21 protein-coding genes, 1 tRNA gene and 1 pseudogene are annotated in these 24,332 nt (G+C 35.7%); 19 read left to right on the plus strand and 4 right to left on the minus strand.

Translation table 11 applies throughout. The features are described from left to right. Nucleotides 1-3: 3 nt before the first annotated feature. On the minus strand, nucleotides 4-549 hold the full coding sequence (locus C7P63_RS00525; protein ID WP_125942208.1) for a hypothetical protein: 546 nt from the start codon (nucleotides 547-549) through the stop codon (nucleotides 4-6). A gap of 71 nt (nucleotides 550-620) precedes the next feature. Continuing rightward, nucleotides 621-1,892, minus strand: coding sequence for a BaiN/RdsA family NAD(P)/FAD-dependent oxidoreductase (locus C7P63_RS00530; protein WP_125942209.1), 1,272 nt, complete (start codon nucleotides 1,890-1,892; stop codon nucleotides 621-623). Between the two features lie 104 nt (nucleotides 1,893-1,996). On the opposite strand from C7P63_RS00530, the gene gdhA reads away from it, so the two are divergent. Continuing rightward, nucleotides 1,997-3,346: an NADP-specific glutamate dehydrogenase gene (gene gdhA, locus C7P63_RS00535; protein WP_125942210.1), complete on the plus strand. Its 1,350-nt coding sequence runs from the start codon at nucleotides 1,997-1,999 to the stop codon at nucleotides 3,344-3,346. 89 nt (nucleotides 3,347-3,435) lie between these two features. Continuing rightward, on the plus strand, nucleotides 3,436-4,785 hold the full coding sequence (locus tag C7P63_RS00540) for a glucose-6-phosphate isomerase (protein WP_125942211.1): 1,350 nt from the start codon (nucleotides 3,436-3,438) through the stop codon (nucleotides 4,783-4,785). A 64-nt stretch (nucleotides 4,786-4,849) separates the two neighbouring features. On the opposite strand, the gene C7P63_RS00545 is transcribed toward C7P63_RS00540, so the two are convergent. Together C7P63_RS00545 and C7P63_RS00550 are read right to left on the minus strand one after the other, a co-directional pair. After that, nucleotides 4,850-5,128 carry an amphi-Trp domain-containing protein gene (locus tag C7P63_RS00545; protein WP_125942212.1) on the minus strand — a complete coding sequence of 93 codons (279 nt, stop codon included), beginning with the start codon at nucleotides 5,126-5,128 and terminating at the stop codon, nucleotides 4,850-4,852. Between the two features lie 105 nt (nucleotides 5,129-5,233). After that, nucleotides 5,234-5,833: a YitT family protein gene (locus C7P63_RS00550; protein ID WP_125942213.1), complete on the minus strand. Its 600-nt coding sequence runs from the start codon at nucleotides 5,831-5,833 to the stop codon at nucleotides 5,234-5,236. A 171-nt stretch (nucleotides 5,834-6,004) separates the two neighbouring features. Between C7P63_RS00550 and C7P63_RS00555 the strand changes: the two genes are divergently transcribed. The 17 genes and pseudogenes from C7P63_RS00555 (at nucleotide 6,005) to thrS (ending at nucleotide 24,279) form a co-directional block, all read left to right on the plus strand. Further along, nucleotides 6,005-6,093, plus strand: a tRNA-Ser gene (locus C7P63_RS00555). A gap of 443 nt (nucleotides 6,094-6,536) precedes the next feature. Next, the gene (locus tag C7P63_RS00560) at nucleotides 6,537-7,025 is read left to right on the plus strand and encodes a GNAT family N-acetyltransferase (protein ID WP_125942214.1); all 489 of its coding nucleotides are present in this window, start codon (nucleotides 6,537-6,539) and stop codon (nucleotides 7,023-7,025) included. A 181-nt stretch (nucleotides 7,026-7,206) separates the two neighbouring features. Continuing rightward, complete coding sequence (locus C7P63_RS00565; protein WP_125942215.1) at nucleotides 7,207-7,917, plus strand: GntR family transcriptional regulator; 711 nt, start codon at nucleotides 7,207-7,209, stop codon at nucleotides 7,915-7,917. A 76-nt stretch (nucleotides 7,918-7,993) separates the two neighbouring features. Then, on the plus strand, nucleotides 7,994-9,532 hold the full coding sequence (locus tag C7P63_RS00570; protein WP_125942216.1) for a PTS transporter subunit EIIC: 1,539 nt from the start codon (nucleotides 7,994-7,996) through the stop codon (nucleotides 9,530-9,532). Between the two features lie 90 nt (nucleotides 9,533-9,622). Then, a complete protein-coding gene (locus tag C7P63_RS00575) occupies nucleotides 9,623-10,150 on the plus strand; it encodes an HdeD family acid-resistance protein (RefSeq protein ID WP_243640774.1) in 528 nt (175 codons plus the stop codon). A gap of 142 nt (nucleotides 10,151-10,292) precedes the next feature. Beyond that, nucleotides 10,293-10,799, plus strand: coding sequence for a 5-(carboxyamino)imidazole ribonucleotide mutase (gene purE, locus C7P63_RS00580; RefSeq protein WP_125942218.1), 507 nt, complete (start codon nucleotides 10,293-10,295; stop codon nucleotides 10,797-10,799). After that, nucleotides 10,777-11,907 (plus strand): 5-(carboxyamino)imidazole ribonucleotide synthase, encoded by a 1,131-nt coding sequence (gene purK / locus C7P63_RS00585; protein WP_125943042.1) that lies wholly within the window; start codon nucleotides 10,777-10,779, stop codon nucleotides 11,905-11,907. The genes purE and purK overlap by 23 nt, the downstream gene beginning before the upstream one ends. Nucleotides 11,908-12,092: 185 nt before the next feature. Continuing rightward, a complete protein-coding gene (gene purC / locus C7P63_RS00590) occupies nucleotides 12,093-12,809 on the plus strand; it encodes a phosphoribosylaminoimidazolesuccinocarboxamide synthase (protein ID WP_125942219.1) in 717 nt (238 codons plus the stop codon). A 24-nt stretch (nucleotides 12,810-12,833) separates the two neighbouring features. Further along, nucleotides 12,834-13,082 (plus strand): phosphoribosylformylglycinamidine synthase subunit PurS, encoded by a 249-nt coding sequence (gene purS, locus C7P63_RS00595; protein WP_125943043.1) that lies wholly within the window; start codon nucleotides 12,834-12,836, stop codon nucleotides 13,080-13,082. A 2-nt stretch (nucleotides 13,083-13,084) separates the two neighbouring features. Then, nucleotides 13,085-13,762 carry a phosphoribosylformylglycinamidine synthase subunit PurQ gene (purQ, locus tag C7P63_RS00600; protein WP_125942220.1) on the plus strand — a complete coding sequence of 226 codons (678 nt, stop codon included), beginning with the start codon at nucleotides 13,085-13,087 and terminating at the stop codon, nucleotides 13,760-13,762. Beyond that, complete coding sequence (gene purL, locus C7P63_RS00605) at nucleotides 13,762-15,993, plus strand: phosphoribosylformylglycinamidine synthase subunit PurL (protein WP_279386782.1); 2,232 nt, start codon at nucleotides 13,762-13,764, stop codon at nucleotides 15,991-15,993. The genes purQ and purL overlap by 1 nt, the downstream gene beginning before the upstream one ends. Next, nucleotides 15,969-17,387: pseudogene (gene purF / locus C7P63_RS00610) on the plus strand (amidophosphoribosyltransferase); the annotation flags it as partial. The gene purL and the pseudogene purF, both read left to right, overlap by 25 nt. Nucleotides 17,388-17,471: 84 nt before the next feature. Continuing rightward, complete coding sequence (gene purM, locus C7P63_RS00615) at nucleotides 17,472-18,509, plus strand: phosphoribosylformylglycinamidine cyclo-ligase (RefSeq protein ID WP_125942223.1); 1,038 nt, start codon at nucleotides 17,472-17,474, stop codon at nucleotides 18,507-18,509. Between the two features lie 11 nt (nucleotides 18,510-18,520). Further along, nucleotides 18,521-19,087, plus strand: coding sequence for a phosphoribosylglycinamide formyltransferase (gene purN, locus C7P63_RS00620; RefSeq protein WP_125942224.1), 567 nt, complete (start codon nucleotides 18,521-18,523; stop codon nucleotides 19,085-19,087). 23 nt (nucleotides 19,088-19,110) lie between these two features. Beyond that, nucleotides 19,111-20,661, plus strand: a complete 1,551-nt coding sequence (purH, locus tag C7P63_RS00625; protein ID WP_125942225.1) for a bifunctional phosphoribosylaminoimidazolecarboxamide formyltransferase/IMP cyclohydrolase — start codon at nucleotides 19,111-19,113, stop codon at nucleotides 20,659-20,661. Between the two features lie 15 nt (nucleotides 20,662-20,676). Then, on the plus strand, nucleotides 20,677-21,960 hold the full coding sequence (gene purD, locus C7P63_RS00630; protein ID WP_125942226.1) for a phosphoribosylamine--glycine ligase: 1,284 nt from the start codon (nucleotides 20,677-20,679) through the stop codon (nucleotides 21,958-21,960). A gap of 372 nt (nucleotides 21,961-22,332) precedes the next feature. Then, the gene (gene thrS, locus C7P63_RS00635) at nucleotides 22,333-24,279 is read left to right on the plus strand and encodes a threonine--tRNA ligase (protein WP_125942227.1); all 1,947 of its coding nucleotides are present in this window, start codon (nucleotides 22,333-22,335) and stop codon (nucleotides 24,277-24,279) included. Nucleotides 24,280-24,332 lie beyond the last annotated feature (53 nt).

Genomic DNA, 24,332 nt, shown 5'->3' on the forward strand with positions numbered 1-24,332 from the left:
AGTTTAGTGAGCTTTTTTTCCTTCAAAGACAGTTTTTTCAGGAAGTGGATAATCTTCAATAGCTAGATTATCGGCTAATAAGGCTTCATTAAAGTCTTCAATAGATAAGTCTAAGCGACGTGAAACGTTAAAAACACTATGTAAAACATCATGGAAGTACATGGCATTACCTTGCTCAAAGTAAGCTTTAAATTCTTTAGTAGAATTATCTTTTCCAGTTTCTTCTTCGAAACGATGAGACTCTTCTAAGTATTCTTGGAAATGTTCTTTAGTATAACGAGCAAATGCGTTATAAATGGTAATTGCTAAACTTAAATCATGGTGCCAGTTTTTAAAGGTTTTTTTAGCTAAGCCACCTTGCACTTCGATTAACTCAAAACGATCATTACGAATGTTTTGGGTCATCAACATATCTAAATTTAAATTTAAACCAGTAAAAGAAACATTGTCAAACTTGGATTGTTTCATGTCTTCTAATTCTTGGTGCAAACTTTCTGAGGTGAAATACTTGTTTTCTAAGGTTTTATAAATTTTCTTTTGATGAAACATATCTGTCCCTCCCATTTGATTGATACTTATATTATAACGTAAATCGAAATAAAAAAACAAATAATTACCAGTTAAAAGTGATAATAAGAAGCAATATCACTGGCGTGTTTTCCAGCTACATAGCCAGTCACAAAAGCAGCGGTAATGTTGAAGCCTCCTGTGTACCCATTAATGTCTAATACTTCTCCAGTAAAAAAGAGACCTTGGACTAATTTACTTTCCATAGATTGAGGGGTAATTTCTTTTAAGGAAATCCCTCCACCTGTTACAAAGGAGCGCTCAATTGGCCAAGTTTTATAGACAGTAAATTGAAACTGGTGAACTAAGCGACTAAACTGTTCAATCATTTGATGAGATAAGGTTTGAAGAGGCATATCTTCTTTTATATCAGCTTGTTCTAATAAAAATAGTAGATACCTCTCAGGTAATACATGTCGCCACCCATTTTTTACTGATTTTTTTCCTTGCTCTTGTTGTAATTGGAGCAGTTGTTGATTAGTTTGTGAGACTGTTTGTTTAGGTAAGGCATCTAGCTCCATAGTCACTTGAGGATGAGAGTCTAGCAAGTGTTGCACGTGAGCACTACAGCGTAAAGCAGCAGGACCTGATAGGCCAAAATGGGTAAACAAAAGATCCATGTTGTGAGTGACAGCTTTTTTCCCTGTAGCAGGCTGTAACACGCTAAGTGCAACATCTTGTAAAGCCAAGCCTTGCAATCTTTTTTCTTGAATAAAGTCTTCAGAAGAAAGAAGAGGAGACTCAGTTGCAAATAAAGGGGTAACAGTATGTCCTAATTTTTTAGCAAAACGGTATCCATCTCCTGTTGAGCCAGTTTGAGGATAAGTTTTTCCTCCGGTAGAGATAATAACACAAGGAGCTAACAGTCGTTCATTAGTATCTAGAATAACTCCCTGTATATTTTTTTCTTCAGCCAGTATTTTTTTGACAGTGGTTCCTGTAAAGACTTGAATAGGTAACTGCTGAATGGTTTCCCATAAAGCATTGACAATGGTTTTAGAGCGATCTGTCACAGGAAACATGCGACCATGATCTTCTTCTTTTAAATGAACCCCTTGTTCTTCAAAAAAAGTCATAATGTCATAATTATTAAACTGAGAAAAAGCACTATATAGAAATTTCCCATTACCAGGAATATGTTTAATGATATCTTCAGGTTCTCGGTTATTAGTAACATTACACCGTCCTCCACCTGTTAATAAGAGTTTTTTACCTACTTTTTTATTTTTTTCAATTAAAATAGTTTTTGCGCCATGTTTAGCTGCAGAGATGGCTGCCATCATGCCACTAGTTCCTGCACCAATCACGATTACATCTGCATCCATTTGTTGCCTCCTAACTTTTAGTATTCACAGTGTAACATACTTTTTCTGTTCTTTTCTGAAAAAACTGATTATAATGAAGAAAGTAGAAAAAAGGAGTGAGCACCATGACACAAGTACAAGGATATTTGGATCAATTAGTTGCCCATATAGAAAAACAAAACAGTGGGCAAGAGGAGTATCTCCAAGCCATTCATGAATTTTTGCCAACGATTTATCCGTATCTAGAATCTCATCCAGAGATTGTAGAGCGTAACGTGTTAGCTTTATTACTTGAACCGGAAAGATTGATTAAATTTAGAGTCCCTTGGCAAGATGATCAAGGAAAGTGGCAAGTAAACACTGGTTTTCGAGTTCAGTATAATTCCGCTCTAGGTCCTTATAAAGGTGGTTTAAGATTTCACCCGACTGTTAATGAAAGTATTATGAAGTTTTTAGCCTTTGAACAAATTTTTAAAAATAGTCTAACTGGGTTACCAATTGGCGGGGGTAAGGGCGGCAGTGACTTTGATCCTAAAGGAAAATCTGATGCTGAAATTATGAGTTTTTGCCAAAGTTTTATGACAGAACTGCATAAATATATTGGCCCTAATACAGATATTCCTGCTGGAGATATTGGGGTAGGAGCTAGAGAAATTGGTTATTTATTTGGTCAATATAAACGTCTTGCTCAATATGATGCTGGCGTTTTAACAGGTAAACCTTTAGCCTATTGGGGTAGTCTAGGAAGAACAGAAGCAACAGGTTATGGTTTGGTTTACTTTGTTAGAGAACTTTTAAAAGACATGAAAGATAGTTTTAAAGGTAAACGAGTTCTAGTTTCAGGTAGTGGGAATGTGGCGATTTATGCCATGGAAAAAGTTATTCAATTAGGTGGTATTGTATTAGCTTGTTCTGATTCTAATGGATATGTTTACGATGAAAATGGTATTGACCTAGACGTTGTGAAACAAATTAAAGAGCAGCAACGAGGTAGAATTAGTGAATATCTCACTTATAAACCAACAGCAGTTTATGAGGAAAATCACTCCATTTGGGAACTGTCCACAGCTGTAGATATTGCTTTACCTTGTGCAACGCAAAATGAAATTAATTTAGAGTTAGCTAAAAACTTAGCTAAAAACGGGGTTCAAATTGTAGCAGAAGGGGCGAATATGCCTACAACCTTAGAAGCGGTTCATTTTTATGAAGAACAGGGTATTTTATATTGTCCAGGAAAAGCAGCCAATGCTGGAGGAGTGGCTGTTTCGGCTTTAGAAATGAGTCAAAACGCTCAACGTTTGCCTTGGAGCAAAGAAGAAGTAGATGATAAGTTAGAAGAAATTATGACTCACATTTACGAAACATGCCGAGATACTGCTAGTAAGTATGGAATGGAACAAAACTTTTTAGCAGGAGCGAATATCGCAGGGGTAGAAAAAGTTATTACAGCTATGATGAGTCAGGGATTAGTGTAAATATTACTGAAAATTTTAAGATAACTTGAAAAAATAAGAAAAAAACCGTAAAGTATTAAGTGAAAGAATAAACTTTAGGAGGAACTAGAATGACACACATTCAATTTGATTATTCAAAAGTGGTAGGAACATTTATTGGTGAACAAGAATTAGGGTTTATGCAAAGCCAAGTTTCCGCAGCTCATGAATTATTACGCGAAGGTAAAGGAGCGGGAAGTGATTACTTAGGCTGGGTTGATTTACCAGAAAATTACGATAAAGAAGAATTTTCTCGTATTCAAGCAGCGGCTAAAAAAATTCAATCAGATTCAGAGGTTTTAGTTGTAATTGGGATAGGTGGTTCTTACCTAGGAGCAAAAGCGGCTCTTGATTTTCTAAATCATACATTTTATAACGTATTACCTCAAGATCAACGTCAAGTCCCTCAAATTTTCTTTGCAGGAAACAGCATTAGTTCCTCTTATTTAGCTGATTTAATCGAAGTCATTGGGGAACGTGATTTTTCTGTTAATGTGATTTCTAAATCAGGAACAACGACTGAACCAGCGATTGCTTTTAGAGTGTTTAAAGAATTATTAATTGATAAATACGGAAAAGAAGAAGCAAACAAACGTATTTATGCTACAACAGATAAAGCTCGAGGAGCAGTGAAAGAAGAAGCAGATGTTGAAGGTTGGCAAACATTTGTCATTCCAGATGATGTAGGTGGCCGCTATTCTGTTTTAACAGCTGTAGGTTTATTACCAATCGCTGTAAGTGGAGCAGATATTGAGCAATTGATGTTAGGTGCTAGTCAAGCTAGAAAAGATTTTGCTAATGATAAACTAGAAGATAATGCCGCTTATCAATATGCTGCTTTCCGTAACATTCTTTACCGTAAAGGAAAAGTAACAGAATTACTAATCAACTACGAACCATCTCTTCAATATTTCTCTGAATGGTGGAAACAATTATTTGGAGAATCAGAAGGTAAAGATCAAAAAGGAATTTACCCATCCAGTGCGAATTTCTCTACTGACTTACATTCTTTAGGTCAATATATTCAAGAAGGTCGTCGTAATATTTTTGAAACCGTGATTAAATTAGATAAACCACGTAAAACGATTACTATTCCAAGTCTTGATAAAGATTTAGATGGCTTAGGTTACTTACAAGGAAAAGACATGGATTTTGTTAATACTAAAGCTTTCCAAGGAACATTATTAGCTCATACAGACGGAGATGTTCCTAACTTTGTGATTACAATTCCTGAACAAAATGAATTTACATTAGGCTACTTAATGTATTTCTTTGAAATTGCTTGTGGTATTTCTGGTTACTTAAACGGCGTAAACCCATTTGATCAACCAGGAGTAGAAGCATACAAGAAAAACATGTTTGCTTTATTAGGTAAACCAGGTTTTGAAGAATTAGCTAAAGAATTAAACGAACGATTATAATCGGTAACTATCGATTAGTCCTCAAAAAAAGCATTCAAGAAATTGAATGCTTTTTTGTTTGGTTCTATTTAATTGTGAATGACCCTGTTTCTTTTTCCCCAGTGTACCAATCGAACTCAATTTCAAAGGAGTGTTTATCTCCCTTTACTTCATAGGAATATTCGACTTTTAATGAATCACTAGGACTAATCACCGTTTCTTTGCCATTTTCTACCAAGGTAAAAGCGCCTTCATCTTTTAGTTTGGTAGCAATTGCTTCTAACATCTCCGCAAATTCTACACGAGATTGATGCTCTTCTCGGTCAATTATTCGCTTAGTCGGCAGTTTCTCTGAACGAGACATAATCATTACCTCCTTTTCTTTTAGTTACATACATTATAACTCAAAAGGAACCTTTTATGAAAAAATAAACCTAAAAACTAAGGAATTAGCTTTTAGGGGAAATAGTTAACGAGAGAGAATAGCATTAAAATCTAGGTATTTCACTGCGTTAATTGTCCGAGAAAAAATCCAACAACTAAGTAATGTGTAGAAAAAGTGTTTCATGTCAAGATAGGACAGGGAGAGAACAAGGATAAGGGATGTGATAACTAATAGGCTAGTGCCGATTTTTATTTGCCGATATTTTTCTAATAATTGATAAATAACATCAGTACCTCCAGTGCTTCCTCCAGCTCTAAAGACAAGACCACAGCCGATACCAGACATAACACCTGTTAGTGGACTAGCAATCAACAAACTAGGAAGAGAGAAGGACAAAGGAAGACTTCCCCAGATAGAAAGCCAAGCTGAAAGGGAGAAAATGCCAAAGATAGTTTTTAAAATCGAAGCTTGTCCTAAAAAAAGATAGGCAATAACTAAAAGAGGAAGATTCATAGCTAGTGTGGTTAAACTAGGTGGTAAATTCCAAAGATTTTTTAAAATAAGGGCAATCCCTGTTACTCCTCCGTCAGCTAATTGATTTGGTAGATTGATGGTAGTGATGGAAAAAGCGTATAAACTGGTTCCAAATAAGATGGCTAGATAGTCCAAAGATTTTGTTTTCATAAAATAACTCCTGTCTAATTAAGTTAAAAACAGTATAAAACATTTTAAAGTAGAATGGAATGACTAAACTAAAATACTTATGGATGAAAAATAAATCTATGAGAAATAAAATAAAATTAGTTATTTATTATTGAAAAAATTAAAAATTGTGATAAAATACGTGAGGTAGTTGGAAAGTTGGCAGAGTGGTAATGCAACGGACTCGAAATCCGTCGAACCGTTGTTAAAACGGTGCAGGGGTTCAAATCCCCTACTTTCCTTAGTATATGCCAGTTAAAAGGCTTGTCCTCTAAAAATGAAAGGATAAATGGATCAAAGACTTGCTACATCCTTTCATAACAAACGAGGACAATTTTTTTTGTTTTTTTCTGTGCTTAAAGCTAAGTAGTCACAGTTCGTGAAAGACTTAATTAACTAAGAAAATAATGGTACATATGCTAGAAATCTAGTGATAATTTTTTTAACATAATGCCTAAAAAAATAAGTTTCCGCTTTCTTTTGTTCTTTTTTTGTTTTTTTTTAATAGTTAAAACGTTTTACTAACCTTGATAAGTAACTTATTAGCGATAATTCATACACATATTAGATTGTAATGTATAAGAAATCCAATTAAAACAACAACAGATGTAGTATAATGCTAGTTATGTGTGAATAATTGTTCAATTGATTGTAAAATAAAGAATAAATGTAGGAGTCCTAGTAAATGAAAGATTTTAAAGCCTTAATTAATAGTTGGCCCTTGCCAGCCATTGATGCTTTTGAAGGAAAACAAATTGTTTATAAATTCGATGATTTTGATATTAAGTCCCCTCAAATTACAGACTATTATGCAGATGATTACGGGGCTAAATTTTGTTTATACGATTTAGAGACCCAGGAAGCTTTAGTTTCAATTGGTTTTGTAGATTTTCCCAATAGTGTTAATTATTTATATAAAAAAAACACATTAAAAATTGAGTTGGTTTATATTCATCAAGCGCATTTAAGACAGCATGGTATTGCTACTTATTATATTAAAAAAATTCAAGAATATGCTATGAGCCAAGGGATTGAACAAATTAGAATTACGGTGAATACCAATGCTTGTTTATTTGATGGTATTGACCGAAGAAATACGTTACCTCAGCAATCTTTAATACAATTTTATGAAGGGTTAGAAAATCCTAAAGTGCCTTTCTATTTGTTAGTATGAAAGAAGCTTTTTCAACTAGTGGGTTTGTTTGTGGTTGTTTTTTTGTTAGGGAGATTCTTTTATATTATATAGAAGATTAATGGCTGAAAATAAAGAGAATATGCTTGACTATCTGTTTTTTTTCAGTCACTATATAAAAATAGGTATAGGTAGTTTTGTGGAGTGAGGAGTTTAAGTTGTAATGAAGCAATTGTCAAAGTACAAAGAAATCGAACAAAATATAGAGGCCAAAATTTTACGTGGTGAATATCCTAAACAAGGCATGATTCCCACTGAAAATGAAATAGCTGCTAGCTATAATTGTTCCCGTGCAACAGTTAGACAAGCCTTGGGAAATCTAGTAGCAAAAGGGTTAGTGGAAAGAACCCCAGGCAAAGGAACCTTTGTATCAGGCTTTGAACGAATTCAGCATGATAATGAAGTGGAAAGTTTTACCGAAGAGATGAAACGGTTAGGAAAGTCAGCTTCAACTGAATTATTGGAGTTTCAGTTAAAAGAAGCTACCCCACTAGTTAGCCAAAAGTTAGCAGTGGATGAAAATGAACCAGTTTATTACTTTGAGCGACTAAGAAAAGCAGATGAAATGTCTGTGACTTTAGAACAAACGTATTTAAGCGTTGCTCAATTTCCAGATTTAACGGTGAACACGTTAATGACCTCTAAGTATGATTTTATTGAAACAAGTCTAGGGATGGAAATTGATTATGTGGAACAACAATTATTTCCTATTTTAGCCAATAATCATCTTTCTCAAATTTTAGGGGTTCAAATTGGAGAACCAGTTATTCAAATTGATTCTACTACTTATTTGGAAAATGGTCAGATAATTGATTTTACTCGATTATTTACGAATCCTAATTATATGCAGTTAAATATTATTCGAAAAAAATAGGAGAGAAATCTTCTATTTTTTATTTTTTTATTATAAAATAACTTGTAAGTATCATAAATAGAAAGGAAAAAGACTGGTGAATAAACGCTTTTTTGGTTTTTTACATAAAATGGGACGAGCATTATTTTTGCCAATCAGCATGATGCCGATTGCTGGGTTATTAATGGGACTTGCTTCAGTTGGCCAAACATCTCATTGGGAGAGATTGCAACAGTCAGGAATTCAACAGCTGTTTGTCATCTGCCGCGGGGTAGGGTCTAGTATTTTCCAGACATTACCTTTATTGTTTGCAATCAGTTTAGCGACGGGTTTAACCAATTATGATAAAGAAAAAATGAGTTTATTAGCAGTGGTTAGTTTTTTTAGTTTTCACGGAGCTATTCATGCTAGTCTCAACATTCAGCAAGTTTTACCGATTCCTTCAGATATGAATCTTAGACAGCTAGGATTAGGGACTAGTTTTGGCATAATTACCTTAGAAATGGGAGTATTATCTGGTTGGATTGTAGGGTTAGGAATTGTATTTATCCAATTTATTTGTAGTCAGCTAAAGAAACAATTTCAATGGAGATGGTGTGAAAACTTTCGACTCATTTTTATTGGAACCATTTTAATGATGACCCTATTAGGTCAAGGAATGACAGGCGTTTGGCCTAGTTTAAATGGGTTATTAGTCGCATTAGGGTTATTAATTGGAAAAATGGGGATTATGGGCTCATTTGTGTACGGCATTATTTTACGAACGTTGTATATTTTTGGGATTCACCATGTGTTTTATCTGCCTTTTTGGACAACTTCTTTAGGTGGAACTGCAGAGGTTAACGGTAAAATAGTGGAAGGATTTCAACAAATTTTTTTAGCTCAATTAGAGACCCACTCTGCTGAACCTTTTTTTGGACAGTTAGCTTTATTTAATAGTGGTCGTTATATTCATATGTTGTTTACTTTGCCTGCTATGTGTGTTGCTTTGTATAAGAGTGTTAACCCTAATGTTAAGCGAAAAAAAATTCGTAGTTTTTACTTACCTATGCTGATAACCTGCCTATTAACTGGTGTAACTGAACCGATAAGTTTTACCCTATTATTAACTTCACCTATTTTGTTTGTACTAGAAGTCTTTTTCTTTGGCTTAGCTTTTCTAGTATCAGCTATTGGTCAAATTACGATTGGTTCTAGTTTTTCAGCAGGAATTTTTGAGTTCTTGATGTTTGGTGTACTACAAGGAAATCAGCGAACTAATTATCTGTTAGTATTGCCATTAGGCTTAGCTTTTGCAATAGTTAGCTACGGAGTAACTAAATGGTTAGTTTTATTCTATCAATTAAAGGTACCTGGTCAAACTAATGATTCTTCTAATCCGCTAACTTCTTTGTCAGTGGATCATGACTGGATAGAAACTTTATTAATTGGCTTAGGTGGTAGAGAAAACATTGAAGAATTAGGACATTGTGCCACACGGTTAAGAATCACACTTAAAAATCCTGAGTCTTTAAATAAAGAATTATTAACACAAACTGGTTCTAAAGGAATCATCCAAATAGGTCAAAGTCTTCAACTAATTTATGGTCCTATTGTAGGGGATATTTATCAAAAAATGTTTCAAGAGCTTTCTTAATCATGAAAGAATACCTATTACAACGAGATGTAATAGGTATTTTTTATAGAATGGTGTATAATAAAAGTAGATTAAGTAGGAGGGATGAACATGTATTCAGAAAAACGTAGATTTGACTGGCCTAGTTTAATCGTAGGTATTTTATTTGTTGTGGCAGCGATTGCCTCGTTTACCTCAGATCCTACTACTAATGTCGGGATTATTGTTTTCTTATTTACAATTACCGTATTATTAAAAGGGATTTATATGATTGTATTGAGAGGCTGGGTGAATAGTTTCTTTCGTTTGAAGTTAACTCCAATGTTAGTCATTGGTGTCTTAGACATTATACTAGGTCTTTATTTTTTATTTAATATGACACAAGGAATTATGTTAGCTCCTTATGTGTTTGCTATTTGGTTTTTATTAGACTCTATTTTTGGATTGTTTGAGTTGTCTTGGATATCATTGGTTAATCGGTCATTGTATTGGTTGACCCTGATTACAAGTGTGTTAGGAATTGTCATTGGAATGATGATGTTAAGTAATCCGATTGTCTCTACTTTAACGCTATCTTTTTTAGTAGGACTCTATTTAATGATGACAGGAATTATGTATGTTGTACGGGCATTTAGATAATTATAGGATAAAAGCTGCTATCTTTTTAAGGTAGTAGCTTTTTTAGCGAACGATAACTTGTTGTTATTTTTTAAAGTTCGCATTTTGTGTTGACGGGTTAAAGGGTTATTGTTACACTAAAAGTATTTAAAGGGGGCATTGGATGGATAAGCAAGTAGCAGTAATTATGGGAAGTACGTCAGATTGGCAAACAATGAAAGAAACGTGTCTTGTTTTAGAGGAGTATCAGATTGGGTATGATAAGTTAGTGGTTTCAGCTCACCGAACACCTGATTATATGTTTCAATTTGCTGAAGAAGCTAGAGAGAAAGGATATCAATTGATTATTGCAGGAGCAGGGGGAGCTGCTCATTTACCAGGTATGGTAGCAGCCAAAACCGTGTTGCCAGTCATTGGTGTGCCTATTCAAACCAAAACATTAAACGGAGTAGACTCACTTTTATCTATTGTGCAAATGCCAGGAGGTGTACCTGTTGCTACAGTGGCAATTGGTGCTTCAGGAGCTAAAAATGCTGGATTATTAGCTTTGCAAATATTAGGACTTCAAAATCAGCCGCTACAAGAGAAATTAGTGGCTAATAGAATCGCCTTAGCGAATAAAGTGATGGAGGACAGTCATGAGTTATATGAATCAAGTATTACCGACTAAAGGAGCTACGATTGGCATTATTGGTGGTGGACAGTTAGGTAGAATGATGGCTTTTTCTGCTAAAAAAATGGGGTATAATGTTGGAATTTTAGATCCTAGTCCTAATTGCCCAGCTAGTCAAGTAGCTGATTGGCATATTTGTCAAGCTTATGATCAACAAGCGGCAGTAGATGACATGCTAGCTAGATGCGAAGTATTAACCTATGAATTTGAAAACGTGGATGCAGATAGCTTAAAAAAAGCAGAGCAACTAGGTAAACTACCTCAAGGAACTAACCTGTTAGAAATTACTCAAGATAGAGAGTTAGAAAAACAATTTTTAACCAGCCATGGTTTTCCAGTAGCCAGCTATCAAATTGTTCAGACTGAAACTGAGTTAAAAGCAGCACTAGAAGAAATAGGTGTACCAAGTGTGCTGAAAACTACTCGAGGTGGTTATGATGGTCATGGTCAAGTTGTGTTAACTAACAAAGCAGATTTGTCTAAAGGGGTTACTTTGTTACAACAAGGCACTTGTGTATTAGAAGCTTTTATTCCGTTTGAAAAGGAAGTTTCTATTATGGTTAGTCGTAACCGTAACGGTGAGGTGGTAACGTTACCTATATCTGAGAACATTCATCAGCACAATATTTTACATGAATCTATTGTGCCAGCAAGAATTTCCCATGATTTAAGTGAAAAAATAGAAAAGTTAGGGGTGGCTTTAGCTACCAGTTTAGAATTAGAAGGGATATTAGGAATTGAATTATTCGCTTTAGATGAAGAGAGATGCGTCATTAATGAATTAGCGCCAAGACCTCATAATTCTGGTCATTATTCAATTGAAGCCTGTGACTTTTCTCAATTTGATTTACATGTGTTAAGTATTTGTAACCGACCATTGCCAATGGTTCATCTGTTGTCAGAAGTAGTGATGGTGAATTTATTAGGACAACATGTGTCTAATATGTTAGAGAATTTAGAAAGTTATCCACAATGGCATATTCATTTATATGGTAAAGAGGCAGAAAAATTTAATCGTAAAATGGGGCATGTTACCGTGCTGACGAATAACAAGCAACACACCTTAGAACAGATTGAAAGTTCGGGTATATGGAATTTAGAGTAGATTTTATCTGCTCTTTTTTAGTATTTTTTAAAAAACACGAACAATACATGAGAAAATGATGAGAAGTATTCTAGCTGACTTTGACAAAATAAAGAACAATTGATACGATAAATTCAACATATTACTCGAACTATTTTAAATATAAGTGGTAATAATGTTCGCTTTTAAAACATGGAGGGATTATTTTGGATAAACAAGACTTATTGTATAGTGGCAAGGCTAAAAAGTTATACCAAACTGAACAAGAAAATGTACTTCACGTGGAATATTTGGATCAAGCCACAGCGTTAAATGGCTTAAAAAAAGATCAAATAGTAGGGAAAGGTGAGCTAAACAACCAAATCACTAGTTTTATTTTTAATTACTTAAAAGAGCAAGGGGTTGCTAGTCACTTCATTTCTCAACTTTCAAAGACGGAACAACTAGTCAAAAAAGTTCAGATTATTCCCTTAGAAGTTGTTTTGCGTAATTTGGCAACAGGTAGTTTTGTGAAAAAATTTCATGTAGAAGAAGGAAAAGTCTTAACACCACCTATTATGGAATTTTTTTATAAAAACGATGAGTTAAATGATCCGATGATGAATGAAGATCATATCCATGCTTTACAATTAGCGACACCTGAAGAAATACAGGAAATAAAAAAACAAACTCGTCTCATTAATGAGTTACTTAAAGAGTTATTTAGTCAAATCGGATTGACTTTAGTAGATTTCAAGTTGGAATTTGGCCGAGATCTTGAAACAGGTGCTATTTTATTAGCAGATGAAATCTCTCCAGATACTTGTAGACTTTGGGACCAAACAACTGGCCAATCATTTGATAAAGATGTGTATAGAAAAGATATAGGCAATTTAATAGATGTCTATCAGATTGTTTTTGATCGCTTGATGAAACTGAATTAATAACCTTTAGGAGGAAGATAAATGATGTACGCAGTAGAAGTATTTGTCACTTATAAAGAATCAATTTTAGATCCACAAGGGGAAGCTGTTAGAAATGCCATTCACCGATTGGATTTTGAACAAGTAAAAGATGTCCGAATTGGAAAGTATTTTGAAATTAACATTGAAAAAACAGAAGAACCTATTGAAGAAGTAGTGGAAAGTCTATGTAAAAATTTATTAGCTAATCCTATTTTAGAAACTTATCGGTATAACATTAAGGAGGTCAACTAACTGTGAAATTTGCTGTGATTACTTTTCCAGGTTCTAACTGTGATCATGATATTTATTATGCAGTGGGAACCGTTATGGGAGCAGATGTGGACTTTGTTTCTCATCATGAAACCAGTCTAGCAGGATATGATGTGGTGTTATTACCAGGTGGTTTTTCTTATGGTGACTATCTACGATGCGGTGCAATTGCTCGTTTTTCTAATATTATGCCAGCAGTCATTGAGTTTGCAAAAGCAGGTAAGCCAGTTTTTGGTACGTGTAATGGGTTTCAGATTTTGTTAGAAGCAGGCCTGTTACCTGGTGCGCTAAAACCTAACGCTCAGTTGAAATTTGTTTGTGACACAATTCCTTTAAACGTATGTCAAACAGAAACAATGTTTACAAATGCCTACGAAAAAGACACTTGTATTCAATTGCCAATCGCTCATGGGGAAGGCAATTACTATTGTGACGAAGAAACTTTAGCCCAGTTAAAAGAGAATAAGCAAATTATCTTTACTTACGCAGGGGAAAACCCTAATGGTAGTTTAGAAAATATTGCTGGAATTACCAATGAAGCAGGCAATGTTTTAGGTATGATGCCTCACCCAGAAAGAGCAATGGAAGAACTTTTAGGTTCCACTGATGGAGTAAAATTTTTCCAATCGATTATTAATCATTTGAGAAAGGTGACTGTATAATGACTGTTTTAGAGCCAACACCACAAGAGGTTAAAACGCAACAAATTTACTTAGAATGGGGTCTAACGCAAGAAGAATATCAGTTAATTGAAGATAAAATTTTAAAAAGAATGCCTAACTACACTGAAACTGGTCTATTTGCGGTAATGTGGAGTGAGCATTGTTCTTATAAAAATTCTAAAGTTGTGCTAAAAAAATTCCCTACTTCTGGTACTCGTGTCTTACAAGGACCTGGAGAAGGGGCAGGGATTGTCGATATTGGAGACAATCAAGCGGTTGTATTTAAAGCAGAAAGTCATAATCACCCATCAGCGATTGAACCTTTACAAGGAGCAGCCACTGGTGTAGGTGGGATTATCCGCGATATTTTCAGTATGGGAGCAGAACCGATTGCTATGCTAGACTCTTTACGCTTTGGGGAATTAACTGACTCTAGAATGAAATATATTGCAGAAGAAGTAGTCGCAGGAATCTCTTTTTATGGTAACTGTATTGGTATTCCAACAGTTGGAGGAGAAGTAGCCTTTGATCCATGTTATCAAGGAAATCCTTTAGTTAATGCTATGTGTGTAGGCTTAATCGAGCATAAAGACATTCAAAAAGGTCAGGCAAAAGGGGAAGGTAACCCTGTCATGTACGTAGGAGCGAAAACAGGACGAGACGGTATTCACGGTGCAACATTTGCCTCAGAGGAATTTGTTGATGGTGAAGAAAGTCAGCGCTCAGCAGTACAAGTAGGGGATCCATTTATGGAGAAACTGTTAATGGATGCTTGTTTAGAATTAATTAGACATCATGCGGATATCCTAGTCGGGATTCAAGACATGGGAGCAGCTGGACTTGTTTCTTCTAGTTCGGAAATGGCTTCTAAAGCAGGTAGTGGTTTGGTGCTTAATTTAGACCAAGTACCTCAGCGGGAAACCAATATGACGCCTTATGAAATGATGTTGTCTGAATCTCAGGAACGGATGTTACTTTGTATTAAAAAAGGGGCAGAACAAGAGGTACAAGAACTATTTGAAAGTTACGGCCTAGATGCAGTAGTAATTGGGCATGTGACAACAGATGGTCAGTACCGTCTATATCATGAAGGAAAATTAGTTGCAGATTTACCAGTAGATGCTTTAGCTGAAGAAGCTCCAAGTTATAATAAACCAAGACAAGAACCTGCTCGCATTAGTCAATTTAAAGAAATGCCTGCTTATGTACCTAATGTGACTCAACCTTTAGCTACGTTAAAAGAATTATTACAGCAACCAACTATTGCATCTAAAAAAAGTTTTTATCAAACCTATGATGCCCAAGTTAAAACTAATACAGTGGTGACTCCAGGTAGTGATGCTGCTGTTCTTAGAATTAAAGGAACGAATAAAGGCTTAGCTATGACGATGGATTGTAACGGTCGTTATCTTTTCTTAGATCCAGCAATTGGTGGGAAAATTGCAGTAGCTGAAGCAGCTAGAAATATTGTTTGTAGTGGGGCAGAACCTTTAGCCATTACAGATTGTTTAAACTTTGGTAGTCCAGATAAACCAGAAGGCTTTTGGGAATTATGGGAAGCAGCAGAAGGCATTGCAGAAGCTTGTGAAACTTTAACTACACCAGTTATTTCTGGTAACGTTTCTTTATATAACGAAACAAGTGGCCAAGCTATTTATCCTACTCCAGTTATTGGAATGGTAGGACTACTAGAAGATATAGCAACCGTAACAACTCAAGGCTTTAAACAAGCTGGAGATGAAATTTATCTGATTGGTGAAACCGCTAGTGATTTTAACGGTAGTGAACTGCAAAAAATGTTAGAAGGCCAAATTTTTGGTCAGTTAACAGATTTAGATTTAACTAAAGAACAAACACGTCAAAGACTTCTATTACAAGCTATTCAAAAAGGATATGTGGCAAGTGCTCATGACTTAGCGGAAGGTGGCTTAGGCGTTGCTTTAGCTGAAGCAACTTTTGAAAAAGGGTTAGGCTGTGAAGTTAACTGGGAAAATGCTGCTTGTGACTTGTTCTCTGAAACCCAGTCTCGTTTCCTAGTATCTGTTCATCCTAGCCAAAAAGAAGCTTTTGAAGCCATGATGGAACAAGATAAGCTTTATCATTTAGGCCAAGTAACAGAAGAACCTGTGTTAACTATTCAGTTGGCTGATCAACGTTTAAGTGAATCTGTTACGACACTTAAAGATTTATGGGAAGGAGCTATTCCATGCTTAATGAAATCAAAAGCTTAAATGAAGAGTGTGGTATTTTTGGCATTTGGAATCATCCCAAAGCCACTGAGATGACTTATTATGGGTTACATAGTTTGCAGCATCGAGGGCAAGAAGGGGCAGGAATTGTTTCAACAGATGGTGAAACCTTAAAAGGGTATCGCCATCTTGGCCTTTTAGCAGATGTTTTTTCTACTGAAAAGTTAGCTAAATTAGCAGGGAAAGCTGCGATTGGTCATGTTCGCTATGCTACTTCTGGTCAAAAGGATTTAGCCAATGTGCAACCTTTTTTATTCCATTTTCAAACAGGCTCTTTTGGCTTAGCTCATAATGGTAACTTAACAAATGCGAAAAGTTTACGCCATGAATTAGAAGATACAGGAGCTATTTTTCAAACGACTTCTGATACAGAAGCTTTAGCTCATTTGATTAAACGTGCTGGCAAAGACCAGTTTTTAGATAATTTAAAAGTTGCCTTAAATCAAGTCCATGGAGGATTTGCTTATTTATTATTAACAGAAGACAGTCTATATGCGGCTCTTGATCCTAATGGGTTTAGACCTTTAGCGATTGGTCAGTTAAACGGAGCTTATGTGGTAGCTTCTGAAACCTGTGCTTTTGATACTGTTGGGGCAACCTTTGTTCAAGATGTGGAACCAGGACAAATTGTTCAAATCAACGATCAAGGATTACACATTCATACTTATACAGAAGACATTCGTCCAAGTATTTGTAGTATGGAGTACATTTATTTTGCCAGACCTGATTCTAACATTAAAGGGATTAACATTCATGCGGCTAGAAAACGCTGCGGAAAAACTTTAGCTAAAGAAGCTTACGTAGAAGCAGATGTAGTGACAGGTGTGCCAGACTCAAGTATCTCAGCTGCAATCGGCTATGCAGAAGCGGCTGGATTACCTTATGAATTAGGGCTGATTAAAAATCGTTACGTAGCTAGAACCTTTATCCAACCTTCGCAAGAGCTAAGAGAGCAAGGGGTTAGAATGAAACTTTCAGCAGTTCGAGGAGTAGTGGCGGGTAAAAAAGTAGTGGTTATTGATGACTCTATTGTTAGAGGAACTACTATGAGACGGATTGTCGGCTTGTTAAAAGAGGCAGGGGCAAAAGAAGTGCATGTCCGAGTGGCATCTCCTCCTTTAAAATTTCCTTGTTACTACGGAATAGATATTCGCTCACGAGATGAATTGATTGCGGCTAATTATTCAATTGAAGAAATTCGCCAGCTAATTGGGGCAGATTCTTTAGAATTTTTAAGTGTTTCAGGTTTGGCTGAAAGTATTGGTCAACCTTATCCAGACTATCCAGACGGTGGGTTATGTCTTTCTTATTTTACAGGAGATTATCCAACCCCACTTTATGACTATGAAGAAGAATTTTTAGAAGCCATGAAAGAGTCTAATGATCCAAGTTTAACCTATTCTTTTGAGCCAAATTTATTAAAAGATACATCACAATTGTTTATTAATGGAGGGAAATAAATGGATCCGTATAAAAAATCAGGAGTAGATGTTACTGCTGGCTATGAAAGTGTTAAACGCATGAAAAAACACATAGAACGGACAAGTCGTCCAGAAGTTTTAACAGAAGTAGGTGGGTTTGGTGGCTTGTTTGATTTATCGAAAGCTGCTTATCAGGAGCCGGTTTTAGTTTCTGGAACAGATGGGGTTGGAACAAAATTATTACTAGCCATTGAGCAAGGCATTCATCATACTATTGGGATTGATTGTGTAGCAATGTGTGTGAATGATGTGATTGCCCAAGGTGCTACCCCTTTATTCTTTTTAGATTACATTGCAACTAGTCAGGTTAAGCCAGATGTTGTAGAACAATTAGTCGCAGGTGTTGCAGAAGGGTGTGTGCAATCAGGCGCCGCTTTGATTGGCGGAGAAACTGCAGAGATGCCTGACATGTACCAAGCTGGTCACTATGATTTAGCTGGCTTCACTGTTGGTATTGGAGAAAAAAGCCAATTAATTCAAAAAGAAAATATTCAGGCCGGAGATGTTCTAATTGGACTGCCTTCTAGTGGTGTTCATTCTAACGGTTTTTCATTAGTTAGACAAATTTTCTTTAAAGATCATGATTTCTCTTATGATCATCAATTTGAAGAACTAGCTAAACCTTTAGGAGAAGAACTCTTAACGCCAACCAAAATTTATGTGGAAACATTAAAACCTTTATTAGAAAAACAATTAATTCAAGGTATTTCTCATATTACAGGTGGTGGCTTTATTGAAAATATTCCCAGAATGTTACCTGACCACTTAGCGGCTCAGATTATCGAAGGCTCTTGGCCTATTTTGCCAATTTTTGGTGTGTTACAACAATACGGCAAGCTAACATTATCTGAAATGTATGGCATTTTTAATTTAGGAATTGGTATGGTACTAGCTGTTTCTAAAGAAAATCAAGCGGAAGTTTGTCAGGTGTTAGCGGAGCATCAAGAACCTTATTATGTGATAGGACAAGTGATACCAAAAGAAACTGAAAGTATTGTCTTTCAGACAACTAATTAAGGAGGGGACTTATGCGGTTAGCTATTTTTGCTTCAGGGAATGGGAGTAATTTTGAGGTACTAGCGAAAGAAGTCGCTACTGGCTGTTTAAATTCTCACAGGATTGCCTGTTTAATTTGTGATAATCCCAAAGCTTACGTGATAGAGCGAGCTAAGCAGTATAAGATTCCTACTTATGTGATTCAGCCAAAAGACTATCCCTCTAAAGCAGCTTATGAACGAGCTATTTTAGAAAAGCTAGCCCAAGAGAAGGTGGAGTTTATTGTGTTAGCTGGCTATATGCGTATTATTGGTACCACGTTATTAACGCCTTATAGTCAAAAAATCATTAATATACATCCTGCTTTGTTACCTCAATTTCCAGGACGACAAGGGATTCAAGATGCGTTTGACAGTCAAGTAGCGGAAACTGGTGTGACCATTCATTTTGTGGATCAAGGCATTGATACAGGGCCGATTATTGCTCAAAAAAAAGTGAAGATTGCCCCAAATGACACATTAGAAACTTTAGAAACCAAAATTCATCAAGTTGAACATGACTTGTATCCGAAAGTATTAGCCCAAGTCTTAGCTGATTAATTTTTAAAAAAGGAGATTTTTTCATGAAACGAGCACTTATTAGCGTATCAGATAAACAACATATTGAAACTTTAGGGAAAGCTTTTGTAGCCAACGGAGTAGAGATAATTTCTACAGGAGGGACACAAACTTATCTAAGGGAATTAGGGATTCCAACTATTGGAATAGAAGAAGTGACTCATTTTCCAGAGATGCTTGATGGCCGGGTTAAAACCCTTCATCCCGCTATCCATGGAGGTCTTTTAGGTAAGCGAGATAATTTAGACCATGAAAAAATATTAAAGCAGCATCACATTCAGTGGATAGACTTTGTTTGTGTGAATTTGTATCCCTTTAAAGAAACGGTTACTCAGCCTAACATTTCCACAGAAGAAGCGATTGAACAAATAGATATTGGTGGGCCTAGCATGCTACGCAGTGGTGCTAAAAATTTCCAAGATGTGACAGTGATTTGTGATCCAAGGGACTATGAAAAAGTCATTGAAGAGTTAACGGCTTATAACGACACTAAGCTAGAAACTAGAAAACGTCTTGCTTATAAAGCCTTCCAACATACAGCTAGTTATGATGCTTTAATTAGTCGGTATTTCCAAGTTCAATTAAATGAACAGTTTCCTGATAAATTAACGGTAACTTATGATAAAAAAGAAACGCTAAGATACGGTGAAAATAGTCAACAACAGGCTAGTTTATACGAAGAGCCTTTTGCAGACAGTAGTCAATTAGTTAAAGCAACACAACTTCACGGAAAATCTTTATCTTATAATAATTTAAAAGACGCTAATGCAGCCTTAACTATGGTTAAAGAATTTAATAAGCCAGCAGTAGTCGCTGTGAAACATATGAATCCTTGCGGTGTAGGGATTGGAAAAGATGGTTATGAAGCTTACCGACGTGCTTATGAAGCTGATAGCACTTCTATTTTTGGCGGAATTATTGCTTGTAACCAAGAAATTGATGTTAAAACAGCTGAAGACATGCATAGTATCTTTTTAGAAATTATTTTAGCACCAAGCTTTTCTAATGAAGCCTTAGAGATTTTAAAACAGAAGAAAAATATTCGGTTAATCCAAGTTCCATTAGAAACTGAAGAAAATCAGTTAGCTAATGACTTAGAATTAGTATCCATTGATGGTGGTTTATTAGTTCAAGAGAAAGATCAAGGCTCAGTTGATGTAACTGATTGGCAAATTGTCACTGAGAAAAAACCAACTTCTACTCAACTTCAAGCGCTAGAATTTGGCTTTAAAGTAGTTAAACATGTGAAAAGTAATGCCATTGTCTTAACGACTGATAAACAAACTGTTGGTATTGGAGCAGGACAAATGAACCGAATTGGCTCAGTTAAAATTGCGGTAAGTCAGGCAGAAGAACAATTAACAGATTTAAGTCAAGTAGTTTTAGCTAGTGATGCTTTCTTTCCAATGGATGATTGTGTCAGTTACGCTGCAGCCCACGGTATTCAGGCAATTGTTCAACCAGGAGGCAGTTTAAAAGATCAAGAGTCAATTGATAAAGCGAATGAATTAGGGATAACCATGGTCTTTACAGGTCAAAGACATTTTAGACACTAAAAGGAGCTAAAAAAAATGAACATATTGGTGGTAGGAAATGGTGGTCGTGAGCACGCTATTTGTAAAAAATTGTTAGCAAGTCCTTTAGTGAGCCAAGTATATTGTGCCCCGGGAAATCAAGGAATGATCCGAGATGGTATTCAGTCTGTTGCAATAGATAGCTTAGACTTTAGCGGTTTAGCTCAATTTGCTAAAGAAAAGCAAGTCAGTTGGACATTTGTTGGTCCAGAACAACCTTTAGTTTTAGGAATAGTGGATTATTTTCAGCAACAAGGCTTGGCTATTTTTGGTCCAAATCAAGCCGGTGCTCAGCTAGAAGGATCTAAGCGGTTTGCTAAAGATTTTATGGCGAAGTATCAGATTCCTACAGCAGATTATGCTAGTTTTAATCAATTAGATGAAGCAGTGGCTTATGTGTCAGGGAAAAACTATCCCTTAGTGATTAAAGCAGATGGGTTAGCGGCAGGTAAAGGGGTAGTTATTGTCAATGATGAGCCTGAAGCGATTAAAGTTTTAACTGACATGCTAGTCAATCATCAGTTTGGTGAAAGTTCAGCAGAAGTCATTGTTGAGGAGTTTTTAGTGGGAGAAGAATTTTCTTATTTGGCTTTGGTACATCGCGGTCAAATATTTCCGTTAAAAATTTCTCAAGATCATAAGCAAGTTTATAACGGAGATACTGGTCCTAATACTGGGGGAATGGGGGCTTATTGTCCAGTTCCGCAAATTCCTTCTAGTGTTATAGACCGAGGAACAAAAGAGGTTTTAGAGCCAACTATTCAAGGATTAAAAGCAGAAGGCATTGATTTTTCCGGTGTTTTGTATGCGGGGTTAATTGCTACTGAGCAAGGTCCTAAAGTCATAGAATTTAATGTTCGAATGGGCGACCCTGAAACACAAGTTATTTTAGAGCAAATGTCTAGTGATTTAGCGGAAGTAATCGATACTATTTTAAGAGGAGAAACGCCTCAAATAGAGTGGTATCAAGATCAAATTTCTTTAGGGGTGGTAGTAGCGGCTAAAGGATATCCAGATACTAACTATGTGAAACATATTCCTTTGCCAAACTTTCCTCATACGACTAACGTACAGGTTTATTTTTCTGGAGTAGACGTGGCTGAATCTGGAGAATTAATCAGTTGTGGTGGGCGAATTTTTATGGTTGTGGCAAAAGCTCATACAGTCAAAGAAGCTCAAAAACTAGTGTATGATTATCTCGGAACTCTTTCTTTACCAGATTGTCATTTTAGAACAGATATTGGCTTTAAAGCAATTGAAAATAAATCAAATGAGTCGTGATGACAACTAGGTTAGGATCAGTAGTGGATGTTATTTTCCTGTATTTTAATGGCAATGACTTGCACAAATAGACAAATCGTGCTTAAATACTATATAAAGATACAAATAAGATTGACGATGAGAAAGACACCTGACTTTGTCAACATCTCTTTAGAGAGGGAAAACATGGCTGAAATTTTCCTGAGATAGTGCAAATGATGACCACTTTCGAGTATTTAGTTGAAACTAAATCGGTTAAGAACCGTTAACACGAATGAGGGAGTTATGGAGATAACTCTAATGTTAGGTGGAACCACGATAATTCGTCCTAATGTCTAATATTAGACATTAGGGCTTTTTTTTATCTGAAAAATAAGGAAGGGGAAATAATTAATGAGTAATATTCAGGTAACATTTCCAGATGGAGCAGTAAAAGAATTTAGTGAAGGCATTTCAGTTTTTGAGATAGCTGAAGGCATTAGCAAAAGTTTAGCTAAAAAAGCTTTAGCAGGTAAATATAACGGAGAGTTAGTTGATTTACATCAACCACTTAAACAAAATGGAAACTTAGAAATTGTTACACCAGACCATGAAGATGCACTAGAAATTTTACGTCATTCTACTGCTCACTTAATGGCTAATGCTATGCGCCGCTTGTATCCAACTATTCATTTTGGTGTAGGCCCTGCGATTGAAAATGGTTTTTATTATGACACAGATAACGGAGAAAATCCTATTTCTGAAGAAGATTTACCTAAAATTGAAGCAGAAATGAAAAAAATCATTAAAGAAAACAATCCGATTGTTAGAAAAGAAGTATCTAAAGCAGAAGCGCTAGACTTGTTTAAAGAAGATCCTTACAAAGTAGAATTGATTAACGAATTACCAGAAGGCGAAATTATTTCAGTCTATGATCAAGGAGACTTTATGGATTTATGTAGAGGAGTCCATGTTCCATCTACTGGTAAAATCAAAGAGTTTAAATTATTGTCTGTAGCAGGTGCTTATTGGAGAGGAAAATCAACTAATCCAATGATGCAACGGGTTTACGGAACAGCTTTCTTTGATAAAAAAGAGTTGAAAGCTTATTTAGATTTTAGAGAAGAAATGAAAGAACGTGACCACCGTAAAATCGGAAAAGAGCTTGATTTATTTATGACAAATGGTGAAGTAGGTTCTGGGTTACCATTCTGGTTACCAAAAGGTGCTACTATTCGCCGAACAATTGAACGTTATATTGTAGACAAAGAAATCAGCTTAGGTTACCAACATGTGTATACACCAATTATGGCCAATGTTGAACTATATAAAACATCTGGTCACTGGGATCATTACCATGATGATATGTTCCCACCAATGGACATGGGTGACGGAGAAATGCTTGTTTTACGTCCAATGAACTGTCCTCACCATATGATGGTTTATAAAAATGATGTTCACAGTTACCGTGAACTACCTATTCGCATTGCAGAACTTGGTATGATGCACCGATATGAAAAGAGTGGGGCGTTATCTGGTTTACAACGTGTACGTGAAATGACTCTGAATGACGGTCATACATTTGTTCGCTTTGACCAAATTAAAGATGAATTTATTCGGACATTAAACTTAATGACTGGCGTGTACGAAGACTTTAATATTACTGATTATAGTTTCCGTTTAAGTTTACGTGACCCAGAAAATACTGAAAAATACTTTGATGATGATGAAATGTGGGAAAAAGCTCAAACAATGATTAGAGATGCTGCAGATGAAGCAGGCATTGACTATATTGAAGCTGAAGGCGAAGCTGCCTTTTATGGTCCTAAACTTGACGTGCAAGTTAAAACAGCTATGGGGATTGAAGAAACTCTTTCTACTATCCAAATTGACTTCTTATTGCCAGAACGTTTTGACTTAACTTATGTTGGGGAAGACGGAGAAAATAATCATCGTCCAGTTGTTATCCATAGAGGAATTGTTTCGACTATGGAACGATTCGTGGCTTACTTGACTGAAGTTTACAAAGGAGCTTTCCCAACTTGGTTAGCACCTGTTCAAGGAACTATTATTCCAGTAAGTAATGAACATCATGCAGAGTATGCTTATCAAATCAAAGAACAACTAGAACAAAAAGGGTTACGTTTTGAAGTAGACGATCGTAATGAAAAAATGGGTTACAAGATTCGTGCTTCTCAAACTCAAAAAATTCCATATCAATTAGTGGTAGGGGATAAAGAAGTAGAAGCAGGGGAAGTAAATGTTCGTCGTTATAATAGTAAAGAAACTGAGTCTAAGTTAGTAGAGCAATTCTTAACAGATATTGTGGAAGAAGTTTCTCACTATAGCCGTTCACTTTAATCTACAAATAAGAAGAAACACAAAACAATTTCTTTTGTTTTGTGTTTTTTTGT

Origin of the sequence: Vagococcus humatus (genome assembly GCF_003950325.1) — a bacterium.
GTDB lineage: Bacteria > Bacillota > Bacilli > Lactobacillales > Vagococcaceae > Vagococcus_C > Vagococcus_C humatus.